The sequence below is a fragment of the Clostridium sp. KNHs216 genome (assembly GCF_006714885.1).
Classification (GTDB): Bacteria; Bacillota; Clostridia; order Oscillospirales; family Acutalibacteraceae; genus Caproiciproducens.
This window is the reverse complement of sequence record NZ_VFMF01000001.1, coordinates 2,331,712-2,351,120: the sequence shown is the minus strand read 5'-3', so window position 1 is coordinate 2,351,120 and position 19,409 is coordinate 2,331,712. Positions and strand designations below refer to the sequence as shown.

Below are 19,409 nucleotides of genomic sequence, written 5' to 3'. Positions count from 1 at the left end.
AGCCTCAGACATCGAGGTTCTTTGCGTACTTCGCGTTGCTTTCAATAAAGGCGCGGCGCGGCTCGACCTTGTCACCCATCAGAATGGTGAAGGCTTCGTCCGCGGCGGCGGCGTCTTCCACTTCCACGCGCAGCATGGTGCGGGTTGCCGGATTCATGGTCGTTTCCCAAAGCTGCTCGGCGTCCATTTCACCAAGACCTTTGTAGCGCTGAATCTCGTAATTGCTGGCGAGCTCCGCCATTTTCTGGTCGCGTTCCTCGTCGCTGAACGCATAGTAATGATTTTTGCCCTTGCTCAGCCGGAACAGCGGCGGCTGCGCAAGGTAAACATGGCCTTCCTCCACAAGCGGCTTCATAAACCGGAAGAAAAAAGTCAGAAGCAGGGTGCGGATGTGCGAACCGTCGACATCGGCATCGGCCATGATGATGATTTTCCCGTAGCGAAGCTTATTCAGGTCGAATTCTTCGCCGATCCCGCAGCCAAGCGCGGTGACGACAGGCATCAGCTTTTCGTTGCCGTACACCTTGTCGAGCCTTGCCTTTTCCACGTTGAGCATTTTGCCCCAGAGCGGCAGAATCGCCTGATATTTTCGGTCGCGTCCGCCTTTTGCGGAACCGCCGGCGGAATCTCCCTCGACGATATAGATTTCCGTCTCGTCGGGATTACGGCTCTGACAGTCGGCAAGCTTGCCCGGAAGCGCGGCGTTTTCCAGCGCGGATTTGCGGCGGACCAGGTCGCGGGCCTTCCTCGCGGCGTCGCGCGCGCGGGAAGCGGCCAGCGCTTTGTCGAAAATCGCCCTTGCCGTCGCCGGATTTTCTTCGAGATAAGCGGTCATTTTATCGGTGATAAGGTTGCTGACCAGCGTGCCGATTTCGGTATTTCCCAGACGGGCCTTCGTCTGGCCCTCAAACTGGGCGTCCTTCATCTTCACGCTGATAATGACGGTCAAACCCTCGCGCACGTCGTCGCCCGAAAGGTTTTTATCGTTCTCTTTCAGAATATTATATTTTCTGGCGTAATCGTTCATCACACGGGTCATGGCGCGTTTGAACCCGTCCTCGTGCGTGCCGCCGTCGGTAGTATGGATATTGTTGGCAAAGGACAGCATCAGTTCATTATAGGAATCATTATACTGCATGGCGACTTCCGCCGTTGCCGAATTATCGGGGGCAACGGAAGTAAAATGGATGATGTCGGGATGGATGATCTCGACCGCTTTCTTTTTGTTAATGAATTCCACAAAGCTGCTGATACCGCCGTGGTAGCAGTAGTTGTCGTTTACAGGGTTGCTTTCGTCGCGCAGGTCGGACAGCGCAATGTGGATTCCGGCGTTTAGAAACGCCTGCTCACGCAGTCTCGTCTGCAGGGTTTCGTAGTCGTAGACAGTGGTTTCCCTGAAGATTTCCGCGTCCGGCTTAAAGGTGACGAACGTTCCGGTTTTGTCCGTTTCGCCGCGCACTTCCAGCTGGGTGATGGTTTTTCCGCGCTCAAAACGCTGATAGTAAATCTTGCCCTCGTTGTAAACCTCGACCTCCAGCCATTCGGACAGCGCGTTGACGACCGACGCGCCCACGCCGTGCAGGCCGCCGGCCACCTTGTAGCCGCCGCCGCCGAATTTTCCGCCCGCGTGCAGCTCGGTGAAAACAACCGTGACCGCTGGGATTCCCATCTGATGCTGAATACCGACCGGGATTCCGCGCCCGTTGTCCAGTACGCTGATGATGTCCCCGGGCAGAATTTTGACTTCGATTCTGTCGCAGAAGCCCGCGAGCGCTTCGTCGATCGCGTTGTCCACGATTTCATAAACGAGGTGATGCAGCCCGCGCGGCCCGGTGGAACCGATATACATGCCGGGGCGCTTTCTGACCGCGGCCAGGCCTTCCAGTACCTGTATCTGATTTTCGTCGTATTTTTGTTTTGTTTGCGTAATTTCGCTAAACTCCAAGTTTAACCCTCCAATTATAATACGTATCGTATACTCTCGTTAAACCGAAACGTTCTGTTCAGAATCTTCTGTCTCTTCTATCGTAAATTTTCTGTGTCTGCTGCTGGGGGGACGGCTGCTGCGGCCGGCCGGCGGGGGACTGTTTTCTGCGGACTGCCGGTTTTCTCAGCCTGACCAGGAAAAAGCAGAGCAAATAAAATACAAAATACGGCAGCATAATGAAAAAAATGGAAGCAAGACTCAGCATTTTTACGGAAATCATCCAAACAAGGTAAATCAGCCCGCTGAGTACGATTGCGCCGATGGCAAAAAAGTGAACGGCGGGGTCGAGCTCAATATTGGAGTAGCCGCCGCACTTGGGGCATTTGTACTCGCCCTGTGTCTTGATCGACCAGGTGCGCAGCAGCGTCAGTTTATTTCCGCAGTGCGGACATCGTGCTTTTCTGAATTTTTTCATTTTTTCACCTTAAACATTTGATATCTCATCAATAAACCCTGTCCTTTTCAGAAGGGTGGAAGAGGAGATTTGCGTGATATAAACGATGATCCGGCTGTTTTTATCACAGCAAAGCACAAAGGATTTCGGCATTTCCATGGAAACGTTGACGACCCGGCCCTCTTTCTGGGCCGCGGAAAGATAGTTTCTGGTCGATTTGGATATGGTAGAGGTTTCCATATCGAATATGCCCACAATATCACTGACTTTAATCACCGTGTCCTGCCCGAGATGAAGATACATAAAATAAAACCTTTCTCATTTTTTTATCAGGGTGCCGCCGTCCATTTCAAACAGGGCGCCCTCCCGGAGCTGCTGAATTGCGCCGGGTTCACAGCAGGTTATAAAAACCTGACAGCGATCCAAATGATTGAGTAAATAATCCTGCCTGCCGGAGTCCAGCTCGCTCATCACATCGTCGAGCAGAACAACGGGTCTTTCTCCGGTCTGGCTGTAAAGCATCTCGGCCTCCGCAAGCTTCAGGGCAAGGACGGCGGAACGTTTCTGGCCCTGTGAGCCGAACGTCCGCGCGGAGCGGAGGTCTATGGCAATATCAATATCGTCGCGGTGCGGGCCGACGCTGGTATGACCAAGCGCCACATCCTCCCGGCGGGCCGCTTTCAGCGCCTTTTTCATATCTTCGGCGCTTTTCTGATAGGTTAAATCAATGATTTCGGTATGTTGGGAAATGCCGGCGTAAATCTCTTTGACCGGTTCCTTGATTTTACGGATATAATCCATCCTGCCGAGGACGATCGCTTCGCCGTAGGAAGCAAGCTTTTCATCCCAGATTTCAAGCGTATCCATCAGCTCGGCATGGCGGGGGATATCTTTTAAAAGGGTATTGCGCTGGATCAGCGTGTGGTGATACCGCGAAAGAAGCGCGGCGTACCCAGGTTTGATCTGGCAGAGGGCGGCGTCCATAAAGTCGCGGCGCTGGGAGGGGCCTTCGCGCACAAGCGCGATATGCTCCGGGGAAAAAATCACGGAAAAAAACTTTCCGACCAGCCCGGAAGCGTTTTTTTGGGGAATCCCGTTCAAAACGGCGTTTCTGCGCCCGTTTTCAATCGTGATTTCCGCCGTCTGTTCGCGCTCCCCGCTGAAAAATTCCAGACTGAGCTTTGCGCCGGCTTCTCCCTGCAGAATTAGGTCGGCGTCCTTCGTTCCCCGAAAGGAACGGCCGCCGGTAAAAAGCCAGACCGCTTCCAGCAAATTGGTCTTTCCCTGTGCATTTTTCCCATATATTATATTGATCCCATTCTGTGGAATTATCACGCAGCGCCGGATATTTCTGTAATTTTCAGCCTCCAGGTGCTGGATAATCACCCGTTACACACCTCATATGTCACATCGTTGTATTCGGCGTTGTCGCCGTTTCTCATTTTTTTGCCGCGCATGGTGCAGATTTCTCCGTTGACCTTCACTTCGCCGGACTGCACGACAAATTTTGCCCGGCCGCCGGTGTCCACCGCGCCGCCAAGCTTCAAAAGGGCGTCCAGCCGGATAAATTCGGTATCAATGACGATTTTTTCCGTCTTCATTTTTATGCCTCGCTCTTCAAACGGACCGGCAGCACCAGGAAAAGGAAGGAATCCCCTTCGCGCGGAAGAATTTTCATCGGGCTCAAAGCGCCGTTAAGCTGTATTTTCACTTCGTCGCCCTCGGTGTTGCGAAGGGCGTCGAGCAGATAGCGGTTGTTGAAGCCCATTTCCACGCCCGCGCCGTCGATTTTCGCGGAAAGCTGGTCGTTGGCGTGACCGATGGAGGTCGAGCAGGAAACCTTGATCTCCCCGTCCTCAAACACGCAGCGCACCGGGCTTTTCAGCCTGTCGGTAATCAGAAGGGAAACGCGCTCCACGCTGTCGATAAACGAACGGGTGGGAACGATGATCTCCGTTGAGCTGGCGCCGGGGATGGCGGCCTTATAGTCGAGGAATTCCCCTTCGAGAAGGCGGGAAATCACGCAGTAGTTTCCGATCTGGAATAAAATATGGCGCCGGCCGATCTGGACTTCCAGCTCGGTGTCGTCGTCGCTCAGAAGCTTGAGCACTTCGCCGAGCGTTTTGCCCGGGACGACAAAGCTGGTTTCCTCTCCGCAGGCGGCGGTTTCTTCTCTTAAAGCAAGACGGTAGCCGTCCACGGAGATCAGGCGGATCTTATTTTTGCTCAGTTCAAACAGGGTACCGGTGTGGATCGGCTTTGCGTCGCTTTCCGCGACGGCGAAAATTGTCTGCCGGATCATGCTTTTCAGGATGCAGTTCGCGATCCGGATCGAGGTTTCCCCGGTAATGGCCGGAAGCTCGGGGTATTCCTCCGCGGGGATTCCCACAATGGAGAAATCTGCCGGCCCGCTCTTGATGGAAGTGATTTTTTTCTCGTCGGTGGCAAGGTATACGGTATCCGCGGGCAGACGGCGGACAATGTCGCCGAACAGCCGTGCGCTCAGGACGATGCTTCCCGGTTCTTCCACCTGGGCCTCTATTTTTGTGGTCATTCCCAGTTCAAGGTCGTATCCGCACAGTGTAATTTCATTCTCGCCTGTTTTGAGCAGGATTCCTTCCAGAGCGGGAACGGATGATTTTGTGGACACGGCACGCTGAACATTCAACACAGCTTCGTTCAGCTGCTGCCGCTGGCAGGTTATTTTCATAAACTCACCCTCTGCTTCCTTTTTATAATAGATAGTATAGATTTAATTTAGTAAGAGTAGTAGGCGGCGCGGAAAAGTTGAAAGATTTTGGAAATACAAGCGCGGCTTGATTTTTTCGCCGTTTGCCGTGCGCGATTTCTATGTTAAGGTTTTGTTAACTTTTCGTATAAAATCAAAGTATTTAACCGGATGTTGAAAACTCTGTGGGGAATGTTGAAAACAAGTTAAATAATCCGGGAGGTCTGAAAACCTGTTAAAAACGCAGATTAACAGAAATTGTTGAAATGTCAACTTTTTTTCCACTTTTCAGCGGTCGCGGATATTCTTAATGATATCTTCGACGGTTGCCTTGGTTTTCGGGTCGCGCTTGATTCCCTTTTCTACCTGCTGAATGGCGTAGACGATGGTGGAGTGGTCACGCCCGCCGAATTCCTCGCCGATGGAGGTCATCGGGAGCTGGGTAATTTCCCTCACTACATAAATCGCCATCTGCCGCGCGCTCGAAATGTTTGCGGAACGCTTGGAGGAACGGATGTCCTCGCCGGTCGTACCGAATGTGCGCGCAACCTCGTCGATAATTTTTTCTACGGTAAAGGGGGTGGGCTGGTCGTTGTTGATGATATCGCTGATCGCCGCCTGCGCCGTGGTGATGCTGGGGTCCTCTCCGGCAAGCAGGTAGTAGGCTTTCATTTTTTTCACCGCGCCCTCCAGCTGGCGGATGTTGTTTTTCAGCCGGTTGGCTATGTATTCCGCGACGTTGTCGGGAAGATCGATTTCCAGAAGCTCCGCTTTTCTTTTAATAATGGCGATGCGCGTTTCAAAATCCGGCGGCTGGATATCCGCGGTCAGACCCCATTCAAAACGGGTGAGCAGCCGCTCCTCCAGGGTGGCGATATCCTTCGGCGGCCGGTCGGAAGTCAGCACGATCTGTTTTTTTGCTTCGTATAAGGTGTTGAAGGTATGGAAAAATTCCTCCTGGGTGGAATCTTTTCCGGCGATAAACTGAATATCGTCTACCAGGAACACGTCCGATTTCCGGTAACGGCTGTGAAATTCCGCGGTGGTGCCGCGGCGGATCGCTTCGATCAGCTCGTTGGTAAATTCGTCGCCTTTTATGTAAATGATGTTCATTTCGGGATGGGTCCGGCTGATCTCGTTGCAGATCGCGTATAGAAGATGGGTTTTTCCCAATCCTGAATTTCCGTAAATGAACAGGGGATTATAAAGGGTTGCGGGCTTGTTCGCCACCGCCATGGAGGCGGCGTGCGCAAATTTGTTGGAAGAACCGACAATGTAGGTGTCAAAGGTGAATTCGTAGTCGTCGTTGATGGCGGGCGTTTCGTCGTTCTGCTTTTCGACCCCCGCTTCTTCCGGGGTACAGACGCGAATCTGGATTTTTTGACCGAAAATCTGTGTGAATGCTTCATCAAGCATATCCATATAATAATGTTTGATTGTCTGCCGGTGAAGTTCGTTCGGGACTTTAATGACCGCAACTCCCTGCGCAAAGTCAAGATTGACCGGTTCTATGCGCTTGATCCATGTGGAATAGGCGATATCGGTGATCTTGCTTTTGCAATAATCGCAGACCAGATTCCAGACCTCGGTGAAGGATTCCATTCTTTAAACCTCATTCTAACAATTATTTATACTCTTAGGCATAACATAAATTATATTACCACAAAATACAATTTATTTCAAATTTCAATTGTCTGAGAAAATACAGTATATTGTATTGCGCGCGTGTAAAACACATAGATAATAAAATTTTTTTAAATGACGCGCTTTCACTTTTCTTTTACGGGGAAGTGTGGTATATTGATTTATATAGCTTGACGAATTCAGTAATCAGCCTGTACGCCCGTAATTTCCAATATTTTTCGGTACGGGGGACAAAATTTAGGTTGACAGGCTGCGCATATTTAATATATAATGCTATATTGCAAGGTTTGTACCCCGAAAGGAGGTTTTTTCATGCTGAGAACTTATCAACCAAAGAAGCTCCACAGAAAAAAGGAGCACGGTTTCAGAAAAAGAATGTCCACAAGCAACGGCCGTAAGGTTTTGGCCCGCCGCAGAGCAAAGGGCAGAGCACGTTTGAGCTACTAAGCAAAAGGGCCACGGTGAGTGGCCTTTCTTTTTAGCTTCGCTGCTTCACGGAACAAATCAGAATTGTGGTGCGATTTTAAGTATGGATTTATTGATTCCCATAACAGAAAACAAGGATTTCCGCAGGATTTATGCAAGGGGAAAATCGTATGTCAGCCCTGTGGTCATTACCTATGTTACGAAAAATCGCAGCAAAAACGTCAGGGTAGGGATCACCACCAGCAAGAAAATCGGAAACGCTGTGAAACGGAACCGTTCCCGCAGGGTGATCCGCGAGGCCTTCCGGGCCTTGGCGCCCGAAATTGCTCCGGGGCATGATTTTGTTTTTGTGGCCAGGGGCAAAACGCCTTTTGTAAAAAGCACGGAAGTTCGCCGTGCAATGCTGCTGCAGCTGAAAAACGCAGGGGTCCTGAAATGAAACGCCCGCTTATTTTGCTTATCAGGTTTTACCAGAAAGCCATTTCCCCCTACAAAAAACCGTGCTGCAAATACTACCCCACCTGTTCGAATTACGCGATCGAAGCGATCGAGCGCTTTGGCGCTTTTAAGGGATTCTGGCTTGCATTCTTTCGGATACTGCGCTGTAACCCGTTCAGCCGCGGAGGATACGATCCCGTGCCGGAAAAACGGGACAAGCGATAACCACTATAGAGGAGTATTGCCCATATGACGGAGATTTTTAATTTTTTCGGAAACATTCTCGGCTATTTGCTTTGGTTTTTTTATACGCTGATTCAGAATTACGGCGTGGCAATTATTTTGTTTACACTCGTATTGAAAATAGTCATGTTCCCGTTTTCCATCAATCAGCAAAAATCGATGGCCGCGAACAGCAAAATGGCCGTCAAACAAAAAGAGCTGCAGAAAAAATACGGGAACGATAAGGTAAAACTTCAGGAAGAGACACAGAAGCTTTATGACAAAGAGGGAATCAATCCGGCGAGCGGATGCCTGACCACCTTTATCCCTTTCCCGATCATGATCGGACTGTTTTATACCGTGCAGAACCCGCTTGCGAACGCCCTTCACCTTTCCGCCGAAGGAATCGCGAAGGCCGTTGAAATGCTCAAGCAGATTCCCGGTCTGGGTGCAAGCTTTTCCGCCCAGTACGCACAGATTGAAATCGTCAAGCATTTTACGCAGCTGAAACCCCAGCTGACCATGTTCAGCGCGGCGGAGCTTGCGAAAATAGAATCCTTCAGCCACGGCTTCCAGTTTATGGGGCTGAATCTTTTGGACACGCCGAGTGACGGCGCGAATATATTCGGTACCCTGTTCCGTTCCAACCTGTGGATTATCCCCGCACTGTGCCTGGTATCTTCTTTGGTTACCCAGTATTTTACGATGAAAATGCAGCCGGGAATGCAGCAGCAGCAGGGATGCATGAAGGGAATGCTTTATCTGATGCCGCTGTTCAGTGCATGGCTTGCCTGCACAATGCCTGCGGCGGTTGGTTTTTATTGGATTATTTCGACGATATTCGGTTTTTTGCAAACCATTATTCTGAATATCTGGTACAGCCCGGCGGACCTGAACGCGAAAGCGGAAGCGCAGAGGGTTGCCCTTCTGGAAGAAAACGAGTCAAAGATGAAGCCTGTTGCCGGCGCTTTCTACAGAAATCAGGAAATTAACCCGCAGCCGCAGCAGAGGACGACAGCAAAATCGGGAGCTTCAAAAACGAAAACAAAAGGCGGAAAAACAAATTCGGATGACTATTTAGGAATGAAAAAATAAGACGAACCGGGGAGGGAATACCGTGATAAAAGAAGCGATTGCAACCGGTGAAACCGTTGAGCTGGCAAAAGAAGCCGCATGCAGGGAGCTCGGCGTTGAATCCTATGAAGCGGAATTTGAAATTTTGGAAATGCCGACGAAAAAGACCTTCGGCCTTTTCGGCGGAAACCCTGCGAAGGTAAGAGTCTTTATCAAAAACGATCCGGCGGAGGCCGCCGCGAAGTATCTGAAAGGGATCCTTGATAAAATGGGTCTTTCTGCGGTGGATATTCAGATCAAAGAGGAAGAGAACGGCGCGCAGCTCTCCCTTTCCGGCGATGATATCGGCTTTATCATCGGTCACCGCGGGGAAACGCTGGACGCACTTCAGTACTTGACCGGCCTTGTCGCTAACCACATTGATAATTCCTATTACAGAATTACCATCGATATTGGAAATTACCGCGAGAAACGCAGGGAAACGCTGGAAATCCTCGGAAAGAAGATTGCCGCGAAAGCGATCAAGACCGGACGTAATTCTTCCCTGGAGCCCATGAATCCATATGAACGCAGAATCATCCATACCGCTGTCCAGACAGTGGAGGGCGCAAAATCCTGGTCCGAAGGCGAAGATTTGTCCCGCCATGTCGTGATTGGGCCGGAAGCCGGAGAACGTCCGGCTCCCCGCAGAAACAATTACGGCAAAGGACAGGGACGCCGTCCGTACAATGACAAACCGCGCAGCGGCGGATACAACAACAGACAGCCGAGATCCGCGCCGAACGTCGGCCCCGGACCGAACGTCGGCTCCGGACCTAGTGCCGGTTCCGTACCGGGCGCCGGTTCCGTGCCTGCCCGCCAGCCGGTGCAGAAGGCAGCGCCGAAGAATGAAGGCAAGGCTCCGCTTTATGGCCGCGTTGACGTCAAGAAATAATCTTATAACGAAGCACAAAGGGCGGTTCATTTGAATCGCCCTTTGTTTTATATGGAGCGCGGATTGAAATTGATAGTTGTAATTCCGCATGGAAAACAGGTATTCGTCGTTCCCCACATGGGGGCGTGGATTGAAATGGCGTTGAAACAGTTCAGTTTCAGTATTACTTTCGTCGCTCCCGCACGGGAACGCGGATTGAAACACCAGCTATGAAATGTGCGACAATAACGGCATTCGCCGTTCCCCGCCGGGGGTGTAGATTGAAACAACAGTGAAATTCAGAACGAGCCGATCGGGCCGGTCGCTCCCCAACGGGAAGCGTGGATTGAAACGATGAATGGCATGACGGGTGGATCAACCGGAACCTATCGCTTCCGTGTGAAACTCAAAAATTGGTAAAAATAAGCGATAGGGAAAACAAAGACGATTGATCTTATGAGGGTACAAAATGAAAAACGAAAACGGATATGCTCCGTCAGCAAAAACGATTGCGGCGATTTCCACGCCGCAGGCGCCGGGGGGAATCGGCATTGTGCGCCTTTCCGGACCGCGGGCAAAAGAGATTGCCGGAAAGGTGTTCACCTCCCGGCACGGTAAAACACTGGAGGACGTGAAAGGGTATACCGCCCTTTACGGCAGGGTGCATGACGGCGAAACGGATATCGACGAGGCGATCGCCCTGAATTTCACCGCGCCCGCTAGCTTTACCGGCGAAGACGTGGTGGAGCTTTCCTGTCACGGGGGGCTGTATATCATGCGCCGCGTTCTGAAAGCGGTATTTGCCGTGGGTGCGGTTCCGGCCGGGCCGGGGGAATTTACGCGCCGGGCGTTCCTGAACGGAAAAATCGGGCTGACCGAAGCGGAATCTGTAATGCAGATCATTTCCGCGCAGGGGGAACAGGCCGCGAAGGCCGCGCTTGCCGGTCATGACGGTGCGCTGGAAAAGAAAATTATCAAGATACGCGGGATGTTGATTGAGGCTGCCGCGCATTTATCCGCTTGGGCGGATTATCCGGAGGATGATATCCCGCAGGTAAACCCGGAAAAGCTGCAGACCACCCTGCTGACCGTAAAATCGGAAATCGAGCACCTACTGCGTCAGTTCGACGCGGGGCGGGCCATCCGCGAGGGGGTCGCGACGGTGATCGCCGGACGCCCGAATGTGGGAAAATCCACCCTGATGAATCTGCTGGCCGGGTGCGAGCGCAGCATCGTCACCGAATACGCCGGAACGACCCGAGATATCGTCGAGGATACGGTGATTCTCGGCGACGTTCCGCTCCGCCTGTCCGACACCGCCGGAATCCGCCTGACCGACGACCCCGTGGAGAAAATCGGCGTGGACCGCGCGCGCGGCAAGCTGAGGGAAGCGCAGCTGGTTCTGGCGGTTTTCGACTCCTCTCAGGAGCTGAACGACGAGGACCGGGAGCTGGTTTGCGCAATCCGGGAATCTGCCGCAATCGCGGTGATCAATAAAAGCGATTTGCCTTCAAAAATAGACGTACAGTATATTAAAAAATATTTTCAACAAATAGTATATATTTCTGCGCTTTCAGGCGAAGGCTTGCGGGAGCTGAAGGACGCGGTGGCGGAAGTGCTGCGTACTTCGGAGCTGAACCCCTCGGACGGGATTCTGTTTACGGAACGCCAGCGCGACGCCGCCCGGCAGGCCGGGGACTGTGTAACGGAAGCGCTGACGGCGGTGGAAAGCGGAATTACGTTGGACGCCGTGACGGTATCGATTGAAGGGGCGGTATCCGCGCTTTTGGAGCTGACCGGCGAACGCGCGACGGAAGCGGTCGTGGATTCCGTGTTCTCGCATTTTTGTGTAGGAAAGTAAACGAATCATATTGGAGGAATACCTTTGAAATACGATGCCGGTAATTATGATGTTGTGGTGATCGGCGCCGGGCATGCCGGAATCGAGGCCGCGCTTGCATCTGCGCGCCTCGGCTGCAGCACCTGCGTTTTCACAATCAATATGGACGCCGTGGGAAACTGTCCCTGCAATCCGTCCATCGGCGGAACAGCGAAGGGCCATCTGGTCCGGGAAATCGACGCGCTGGGCGGAGAAATGGGAAAAACAGCCGACGAAGCCATGCTGCAGAGCAGAATGCTCAATCTGGGCAAAGGTCCCGCCGTCCATTCTCTGCGCGCGCAGATCGACCGCCGGGAATACGGCAAGGTCATGAAGCGGAAGCTGGAGACACAGCCGAACCTGCAGCTGAAGCAGGCGGAAATCGTGGACCTGGAGCAGGGGCCGGACGGCCTCTGGCTGGTCACGACCCGGATGGAAGCGGTTTACCGCGCGAAAGCGGTAGTGATCGCCACAGGTACTTATCTTGGCGGAAAAATCTATGTGGGCGATGTTTCCTATGAGGGCGGGCCGGACGGAATGTTCCCTTCGGCATTCCTCGGCGCGGCGCTGAAAAAAATCGGCCTGCGCCTTCGCCGCTTCAAAACCGGCACCCCCGCGCGCGTGCTGAAATCCAGCATCGACTTTACCGGTCTTGAGGTACAGGAAGGCGACGAACCTGTCGTTCCGTTTTCCTACGATACCCTGACCCCGCTGAAAAACCGCGCGGTCTGTCATATCTCCTGGACAAACGACGGAACCAAGCAGGTGATTTTGGAAAATATTGGGCGTTCCCCCATGTACAGCGGTAAAATCGAGGGGGTGGGCCCCCGTTACTGCCCCAGCTTTGAGGATAAAATTATGCGCTTCCCAGATAAGAAGCGTCATCAGCTTTTTATTGAACCCTGTGGGATGGATACCGAGGAAATGTATTTGCAGGGAATGAGCTCTTCTCTGCCGGAGGAAGTGCAGATCGCTTTCTACCGCACGATCAAGGGATTGGAGCGTGTGGAAATCATGCGCTGCGCCTACGCAATCGAATATGACTGCGTCGACCCGCTTCAAATGGAGGCGACACTGGAATTTCAGAAATTCCCCGGGCTTTACGGCGCGGGGCAGTTCAACGGCAGCTCCGGTTACGAGGAGGCCGCCGCACAGGGGCTGGTTGCCGGAATCAACGCCGCTTTGAAGGTAACGGGAAGGGAGCCGATGGTCCTTGACCGCGCTGGGTCCTATATCGGAACCTTGGTGGACGACCTGATTACCAAGGGGGTCAGTGACCCCTACCGGATGATGACATCGCGGAGCGAGTACCGGCTGGTGCTTCGTCAGGACAATGCCGACGAACGCATGACCCCGACTGGCAGGAAAATCGGGCTGATCTCCGATGATCGCTGGGAACGGTTCCAGCAGAAGCAAAAGCAGAAGGAGCAGGAGCTTCTGCGCGCGGAAAAGACCGTCCTGCCGCCGTCTGAGGCCTTGAATCAGCTGCTTGTTTCACATGAAACATCGCCGGTGATCACCGGTGTGCGCCTTGCGGAGCTGATTCGCCGTCCGCAGCTGAATTATAAGATTTTAAAGGAAGTCGACAGGGATCGGCCCGACCTGCCCGCGGCGGTTTTTGAAAACGTGGAGATTGAAATCAAATACGAGGGCTATATTAAGCGGCAGAAAGCAGATATCGCGGAAATGCGCCGTCTGGAAGAACGCCGTTTGCCCGCTAAGATCAATTATAAGGAAATTATCGGCCTGAGAACCGAAGCGCAGGAAAAGCTGCAGAAGGTGATGCCCGCGAGCGTCGGACAGGCTTCCCGTATTTCCGGCGTGAGCCCTGCGGATATTTCTGTGCTGCTGATCTGGCTTGCGCGCGGCAGGGGGGAATAAGATGGAGGATATTCGCGAACGGCTGGTTTTTTCCGCACAGGATGCTGGAATCGTGTTGAGCGGGGAACAGACGGAAAGTTTTCAACAATATATGGAGATTCTGTTGAATTGGAATGAGAAAATCAATCTGACCGCCATTAAGGAGCCCGAAGAAATTGCCTACAAGCATTTTCTGGACAGTATCCTCATTTTGAAGTATCTGAACCTGCCGGAGAGTGCGAAGCTGATCGATGTTGGCACCGGCGCGGGATTTCCCGGCGTACCGCTCAAGCTGATGTGCCCCGGGCTGAACCTGACTCTGCTGGACGGGCTCAATAAACGGCTGGTCTTTTTGCAGGATTTGGCGGAGAAGTTACATTTCAGCGCTGAATTTGTGCATGCGCGCGCGGAGGAAGCCGGAAGGCAGGCCGCGTACCGGGGAAAATTCGATTTTGCCGCGGCGAGAGCCGTTGCGCCGCTGAACCTGCTTTGTGAATATTGCCTGCCGTTTCTGAAAATCGGCGGGGTATTTATCGCGATGAAGGGGCCGGAGCCGGAGGAGGAGGTCCGCGCGGCGAAAAACGCCGTTGCTCTCCTGGGCTGTACGCTGGACGGAATTGAAAAGTTTGAACTGCCGAACGGGGACAGCCGGAGTCTGATACTGATCAGGCGGACGGGACCCATTCCCGCTGCTTATCCGCGGCACGGGGCAAAGATTGCGAAAAGTCCGCTTTAAGCCTTTCTTCCTATGCAGCGGCGATCGTTTTTAGAACCGTGATGCCGCTTCGAACAAACAGGAATCGTGTGGAAGGAACCCGAAAGCACTCAAACTGCCAAAAAATAACAAATAAAAAAATTTTTAATTACCATAATTTTACAAAAAATCGCCGCGCTTCATGTTATCCTTAACAAAAAGGGACAAGCAAGGAGGCGGCGAATTTGCATATTATGGGTGAAAAGCGCAAAGTGGTTCAGATCAATATCGATTCAATCCATCCAAATCCGGCGCAGCCACGGCGTTCATTCAGCGAGCAGGAATTGCTGGAGCTGTCGAGAAGCATCCGGACAAACGGATTGCTTCAGCCGATTTCCGTCCGCCGAGTCAAAGGCGGCTACGAGCTGATCGCCGGGGAGCGGAGACTGCGCGCCTGCAGAATGGCCGGCCTTCCCACCGTCGCCTGTATTATCAGCGATTGTTCCGCGGAAACCAGCGCCGTCCTTGCCATGACCGAAAACCTGCAGCGACAGGATTTACAGATCTTTGAGGAAGCGGAAGGAATCCGCCGTCTGATCGAGCAGTGGGATGTTACACAGGAGGAAGCTGCACTCCGGCTGGGAAAAAGCCAGTCTACGCTTGCAAACAAGCTTCGTCTGCTCAAACTTTCCGAAGAAGAACGGGAAAAAATCACTGCCTGCGGGCTGACCGAACGGCATGCCCGTGCGCTGCTGCGCATTAAAGAGGAAAAAGTCCGCGAGAAGGTGCTTGGACAGATTATTGGAAAGCACCTGAACGTGCAGCAGACGGACGATCTTGTAGATAAGCTTCTGGAAGAAAATCAAAAACCGAAAAGCAAACGCACTTTTGTAATTAAGGATGTGCGTGTCTTTCTAAATACAATCAATCATGCGATTGAGACGATGAAACAAAGCGGCATCAATGCGCAGACGCTGAAAAGCGAAACGGACGAATATATTGAATGTCTGGTCCGTATTCCCAAGGCGCAGGCAACGGGTGGAAAAAAGCCTGCTTAATATTGAGTATAAGAGTTTACTCCTATTTCCCTATATCATTTCCCACAAGGCAGGCCGAACGTTATGTTCGGCCTGTTTTGTTTCATGTGAAACATTGGGGGGGGTGAACTCCCTCAGTCAAGCTTCGCCTGCCAGCTCCCTCAAAGAGGGAGCCTTAGTAAAGGGTCCCCTACCTCCCTCCGTGAAGGAGGTGGCGCGCCCGGCGCGGCGGAGGGAGTTTCAGAGCATCAGACTTTGATTTAACGTAAGCCGACTGGAAGCATCGCTGTAGGTGTTTGGCGGCTGCATGGTCTGCGCCCGGCGCGGCGGAAGGAGTTCTTTCGGAAGCGCATTGCCATAATTCAACGGATAGCTGTCTGAGCGCATCGCCGTAGGCGCCTGCCGACTGCATGGTCTGCCCTCAGGCCGGGCAGGCCCCTACTTTCGGTTCTTGTACGAAAGTAGGCAAAGTACGCGCAGGGGGATTTTGGACCTGCCGGCCCGGGATGCGCCTACGGCGGACTCGACTGCAAGTCAAAAGATGAATGGGTCGCTAATTCCGTCATTCTAAGTAATGGCGGGAGGGTTGCATAAAATCCTCTGCACCCCCAAGTGTCTCTATGAGATACGGGACTTGTATGGTTTTCATTGACGAAGAGATACCCAAACTGTGATTAAACTCCCTTAGTCAGGCTTCGCCTGCCAGCTCCCTCAAAGAGGGAGCCTAAAAAAGTCGAACCCCTGCCTCCCTCCGTGAGGGAGGTGTCGCGCTCGGCGCGGCGGAGGGAGTTTTGGAATATCAGACTTTGATTTAACGTAAGCCGACTGGAAGTGTCGCTGTAGGCGCTTGCCGACCGCATGGTCCGCGCCCGGCGCGACGGAGGGAGTTCCTTTGGGAGTGCTTTGTCGCCGATTCAGCATATAACTGTCTTAGAGCATCGCCATAGGGGATTCCTGACCGCATGGTCGGCTATGTTTCACATGAAACATACGCAAAAAAGGGAGAAAAATCTTTATCTTCCGGGGAAAGAGTGCTATAATAAAACTATTATTCCGTTTATACCCGAAATTGGGACAACTTTATGGAAAACTGTGTTTCTGTGGGAGCAAACCCGCAGCCGGAGGGAAAGAATGGGAAAAATTATAGCAATTGCGAACCAGAAGGGCGGCGTCGGCAAAACGACGACTTCCGTCAACCTTTCCGCCGCGATGGGCACGAAGGGAAAGAAAACGCTTCTGGTGGATATTGACCCGCAGGGGAATTCCTCAAGCGGGGTGGGTGTTGACCGCCGGGCGGTGAAGAACACCGTTTATGAAGTGCTGATCGGCGAGGCAAAGGCGCCTGAGGTGATTATCCACACGGAGTTTGACAATCTGGATATTATTCCGTCCAGCATGGACCTGGCGGCAGCCGAAATAGAGCTGGTCACGCTGGACCACCGTGAATCCATCCTGAAAAACGCGCTGGTGCCGTTAAGAGAGCATTATGATTATATCTTTATCGACTGTCCGCCCTCGCTTGGAATTATTACGACCAACGCGCTCTGTGTGGCGGACACGCTGCTGGTTCCGATCCAGTGCGAATATTACGCGCTGGAGGGCCTGTCCCAGCTGATGAACACCGTACGGCGCGTCAAACGCCAGTACAACGGGCAGCTGGAGATCGAGGGCGTGCTGCTCACCATGTACGACGGGCGGCTGAACCTGACCCAGCAGGTGGTGCAGGAGGTCAAGAAATACTTCCCGCGGAAGGTGTTTGCAACGGCGATTCCCCGGGCGGTGCGCCTTTCCGAAGCGCCGAGCTTCGGCAGGCCGATTCAGTATTTTGACAAGAGCTCCAGAGGGGCCCTTGCCTACGATACGCTGGCGGATGAAATTATTCGGACCAATCGAGAATAGGGGGGAGAGCGGTGGCAGTAAAAAAGGGTGGACTTGGAAAAGGGTTGGACGCGATTTTCGCGGAAAACGACACCGAGGACCGCAACGCGGCGGTTGCGCTGAAAATCAGTGAGATAGAACCGAACCGCGCACAGCCCAGAAAAGACTTTAACGACGAGGCGCTGGCCGAGCTCGCCGATTCCATTTCCCGGCACGGGGTGCTGCAGCCCCTGCTGGTACGGCCGATTTTCGGCGGAGGATATCAGATCGTAGCGGGCGAACGGCGGTGGCGCGCGGCGCGGATGGCGGGAATCACCGAAGTCCCCGCGGTCATCCGCGATATGAGCGACAGCGAGGTAATGGAGCTGGCGCTGATCGAGAACCTTCAGCGCGAAGACCTGAATCCGCTGGAAGAAGCGCAGGGATACCAGTCGCTGATGGAAACCTACGGAATGACGCAGGAAGAAGTCTCAAAGACGGTCGGAAAGTCCCGGCCCACCGTGGCAAACGCGCTCCGGCTGCTGAACCTGCCGCAGAAGGTTCTTGATCTGGTACAGTCCGGTTCGCTTTCCGCGGGACATGCCCGGACTCTTTTAAGCTTCCAGAATCCGGAAGAAATGCTGAAAGCTGCAAAAATGGCGGTGGAACAGGGTATTTCCGTAAGAGAACTGGAAAAAATGTCTAAAAAGGCAAACGGACAGCCCGCTGCCAGGCATCAGAAGGAAAAGAAGCGTATTCCTTATTTCAGCGAAGTGGAGCTGGCGCTGAACGAACATCTGGGCCGGAAGGTACAGGTGACCGGGACGAAAAAGCGCGGAGTTCTGCAGATAGAATTTTACGGCGAACAGGATTTGAGTAACCTGGCCGAACTTTTCAACAAAGAATAGCAAAACGGTGGAAAAACAAAGAAATACAGAAATCAGAGGAATATAAAGGAGAACAGAACATGCTGGATATTAAATTGATTCGCAGCAATCCGGAGAAAGTAAAAGCGGGAGCGAAAAAACGCTGTATCGATGTGGACGCACTGGTGGACGATATCCTCAAAATTGACGAGGAACGCCGCGAAGTAACCGGAAAAGTGGAATCCATGAAGGCGGAACAGAACGCCGCTACAAAGAAAATTCCCGTAATGAAAAAAGCGGGTGAAGACACCGCTTCTCTCATGGCGGAATTAAAAACGCTTTCCGAAAAAATCAAGGAGAGTGACGCGCAGCTCGGGGAACTGGAGGAGAAACAGAAAACCCTGCTGCTCTCCCTGCCGAATATGCCGGATGAGGACCTTTCGGCGGGCGGCAAGGAAAACAACCAGCCCATCCGTTTCTACAAAGAGAAGCCTTCCTTTGATTTTGAGCCAAAAAACCATGTGGAGCTGTGCGAAAGCCTTGGAATGATCGACTATCAGCGCGGCGCGAAGCTGGCCGGGGCCGGTTCCTGGGTCTACCGCGGAATGGGCGCCAGAATGGAATGGGCGCTGCTCAACTTTTTTGTCAGTGAGCATCTGAACGACGGCTATGAGCTGGTGCTGCCCCCGCACATGCTCAATTATGAATGCGGCTATGTGGCCGGACAGTTCCCGAAATTCACCGACGAGGTATACTGGATTCAAAATCCGACCAGCACCGATAAGAAATTTATGCTGCCCACGGCGGAAACCGCGCTGGTGAACCTGCACCGAGACGAGGTGCTTACAGCGGAGGAGCTGCCGCGCAAATATATCGCCTATACCCCGTGCTACCGCAGGGAAGCGGGCAGCTACCGCTCCGAGGAGCGTGGGATGATCCGCGGGCATCAGTTCAACAAGGTGGAAATGGTACAGTACACCACGCCGGAACAGTCGGACGACGCGTTCGCCGAGCTGGTGGGCAAGGCCGAGAAGCTGGTGCAGAAGCTTGGGCTGCATTACCGCCTGAGCAAGCTCGCCGCGGGCGACTGCTCGTTCTCCATGGCGCGCACCTACGACATTGAAGTCTGGATTCCCAGCATGGAAATCTATAAAGAAGTCAGCTCTGCTTCCAACGCGCGGGACTATCAGGCCAGAAGGGGCAACGTGAAATTCAGGGGAGAAGACAAAAAGCTTCAGTTCGTCCATACGCTGAACGCTTCCGGCCTTGCGACCAGCCGCGTGATCCCCGCAATTGTGGAACAGTACCAGAACGCCGACGGCAGCGTGACCGTGCCGGAGGTATTGCGTCCGTTTATAGGATGCGAGGTCATTCGATAAAATCAGAACGA

Annotated in this window: 19 protein-coding genes; 12 read left to right on the top strand and 7 right to left on the bottom strand. The window is 53.0% G+C overall.

All coding sequences use genetic code 11. The features are described from left to right. Window positions 1-4 precede the first annotated feature (4 nt). From gyrB to dnaA, 7 genes are all read right to left on the bottom strand, one after another. Window positions 5-1,945 (bottom strand): DNA topoisomerase (ATP-hydrolyzing) subunit B, encoded by a 1,941-nt coding sequence (gene gyrB, locus LY85_RS11445; protein WP_141826733.1) that lies wholly within the window; start codon window positions 1,943-1,945, stop codon window positions 5-7. 58 nt (window positions 1,946-2,003) lie between these two features. After that, complete coding sequence (locus LY85_RS11440; protein ID WP_141826732.1) at window positions 2,004-2,402, bottom strand: hypothetical protein; 399 nt, start codon at window positions 2,400-2,402, stop codon at window positions 2,004-2,006. Window positions 2,403-2,411: 9 nt separating this feature from the next. Then, entirely contained in the window at window positions 2,412-2,684 is a 273-nt protein-coding gene (locus tag LY85_RS11435; protein WP_038322390.1) for an extracellular matrix/biofilm biosynthesis regulator RemA family protein, read from the bottom strand. A gap of 15 nt (window positions 2,685-2,699) precedes the next feature. After that, entirely contained in the window at window positions 2,700-3,767 is a 1,068-nt protein-coding gene (gene recF / locus LY85_RS11430) for a DNA replication/repair protein RecF (protein ID WP_141826731.1), read from the bottom strand. Then, window positions 3,764-3,982, bottom strand: a complete 219-nt coding sequence (locus tag LY85_RS11425; protein WP_141826730.1) for an RNA-binding S4 domain-containing protein — start codon at window positions 3,980-3,982, stop codon at window positions 3,764-3,766. Before LY85_RS11425 ends, recF begins: the two co-directional genes overlap by 4 nt. A 2-nt stretch (window positions 3,983-3,984) precedes the next feature. After that, the gene (dnaN, locus tag LY85_RS11420) at window positions 3,985-5,091 is read right to left on the bottom strand and encodes a DNA polymerase III subunit beta (RefSeq protein ID WP_141826729.1); all 1,107 of its coding nucleotides are present in this window, start codon (window positions 5,089-5,091) and stop codon (window positions 3,985-3,987) included. 306 nt (window positions 5,092-5,397) lie between these two features. After that, window positions 5,398-6,711 (bottom strand): chromosomal replication initiator protein DnaA, encoded by a 1,314-nt coding sequence (dnaA, locus tag LY85_RS11415; RefSeq protein ID WP_038322394.1) that lies wholly within the window; start codon window positions 6,709-6,711, stop codon window positions 5,398-5,400. A 354-nt stretch (window positions 6,712-7,065) separates the two neighbouring features. On the opposite strand from dnaA, the gene rpmH reads away from it, so the two are divergent. The 12 genes from rpmH (at window position 7,066) to serS (ending at window position 19,398) form a co-directional block, all read left to right on the top strand. Further along, a complete protein-coding gene (rpmH, locus tag LY85_RS11410; RefSeq protein ID WP_038322395.1) occupies window positions 7,066-7,200 on the top strand; it encodes a 50S ribosomal protein L34 in 135 nt (44 codons plus the stop codon). A gap of 82 nt (window positions 7,201-7,282) precedes the next feature. Next, on the top strand, window positions 7,283-7,618 hold the full coding sequence (gene rnpA / locus LY85_RS11405) for a ribonuclease P protein component (protein WP_141826728.1): 336 nt from the start codon (window positions 7,283-7,285) through the stop codon (window positions 7,616-7,618). Next, window positions 7,615-7,842 carry a membrane protein insertion efficiency factor YidD gene (yidD, locus tag LY85_RS11400; RefSeq protein ID WP_141826727.1) on the top strand — a complete coding sequence of 76 codons (228 nt, stop codon included), beginning with the start codon at window positions 7,615-7,617 and terminating at the stop codon, window positions 7,840-7,842. Before rnpA ends, yidD begins: the two co-directional genes overlap by 4 nt. A gap of 24 nt (window positions 7,843-7,866) precedes the next feature. Further along, window positions 7,867-8,934, top strand: a complete 1,068-nt coding sequence (locus tag LY85_RS11395) for a YidC/Oxa1 family membrane protein insertase (RefSeq protein ID WP_038322398.1) — start codon at window positions 7,867-7,869, stop codon at window positions 8,932-8,934. A 22-nt stretch (window positions 8,935-8,956) separates the two neighbouring features. Further along, window positions 8,957-9,847: an RNA-binding cell elongation regulator Jag/EloR gene (gene jag, locus LY85_RS11390; RefSeq protein WP_141826726.1), complete on the top strand. Its 891-nt coding sequence runs from the start codon at window positions 8,957-8,959 to the stop codon at window positions 9,845-9,847. A gap of 448 nt (window positions 9,848-10,295) precedes the next feature. Beyond that, window positions 10,296-11,687, top strand: coding sequence for a tRNA uridine-5-carboxymethylaminomethyl(34) synthesis GTPase MnmE (gene mnmE, locus LY85_RS11385; protein WP_141826725.1), 1,392 nt, complete (start codon window positions 10,296-10,298; stop codon window positions 11,685-11,687). A gap of 24 nt (window positions 11,688-11,711) precedes the next feature. Beyond that, a complete protein-coding gene (mnmG, locus tag LY85_RS11380) occupies window positions 11,712-13,586 on the top strand; it encodes a tRNA uridine-5-carboxymethylaminomethyl(34) synthesis enzyme MnmG (protein ID WP_141826724.1) in 1,875 nt (624 codons plus the stop codon). A gap of 1 nt (window position 13,587) precedes the next feature. Then, window positions 13,588-14,301 (top strand): 16S rRNA (guanine(527)-N(7))-methyltransferase RsmG, encoded by a 714-nt coding sequence (gene rsmG, locus LY85_RS11375; RefSeq protein ID WP_141826723.1) that lies wholly within the window; start codon window positions 13,588-13,590, stop codon window positions 14,299-14,301. Between the two features lie 212 nt (window positions 14,302-14,513). Continuing rightward, a complete protein-coding gene (locus tag LY85_RS11370; RefSeq protein ID WP_141828066.1) occupies window positions 14,514-15,317 on the top strand; it encodes a ParB/RepB/Spo0J family partition protein in 804 nt (267 codons plus the stop codon). Window positions 15,318-16,427: 1,110 nt separating this feature from the next. Beyond that, window positions 16,428-17,195, top strand: coding sequence for an AAA family ATPase (locus tag LY85_RS11365; protein ID WP_141826722.1), 768 nt, complete (start codon window positions 16,428-16,430; stop codon window positions 17,193-17,195). An 11-nt stretch (window positions 17,196-17,206) separates the two neighbouring features. After that, complete coding sequence (locus LY85_RS11360) at window positions 17,207-18,061, top strand: ParB/RepB/Spo0J family partition protein (RefSeq protein ID WP_141826721.1); 855 nt, start codon at window positions 17,207-17,209, stop codon at window positions 18,059-18,061. Between the two features lie 59 nt (window positions 18,062-18,120). Continuing rightward, complete coding sequence (serS, locus tag LY85_RS11355) at window positions 18,121-19,398, top strand: serine--tRNA ligase (protein WP_141826720.1); 1,278 nt, start codon at window positions 18,121-18,123, stop codon at window positions 19,396-19,398. The last annotated feature ends 11 nt before the right edge of the window (window positions 19,399-19,409 follow it).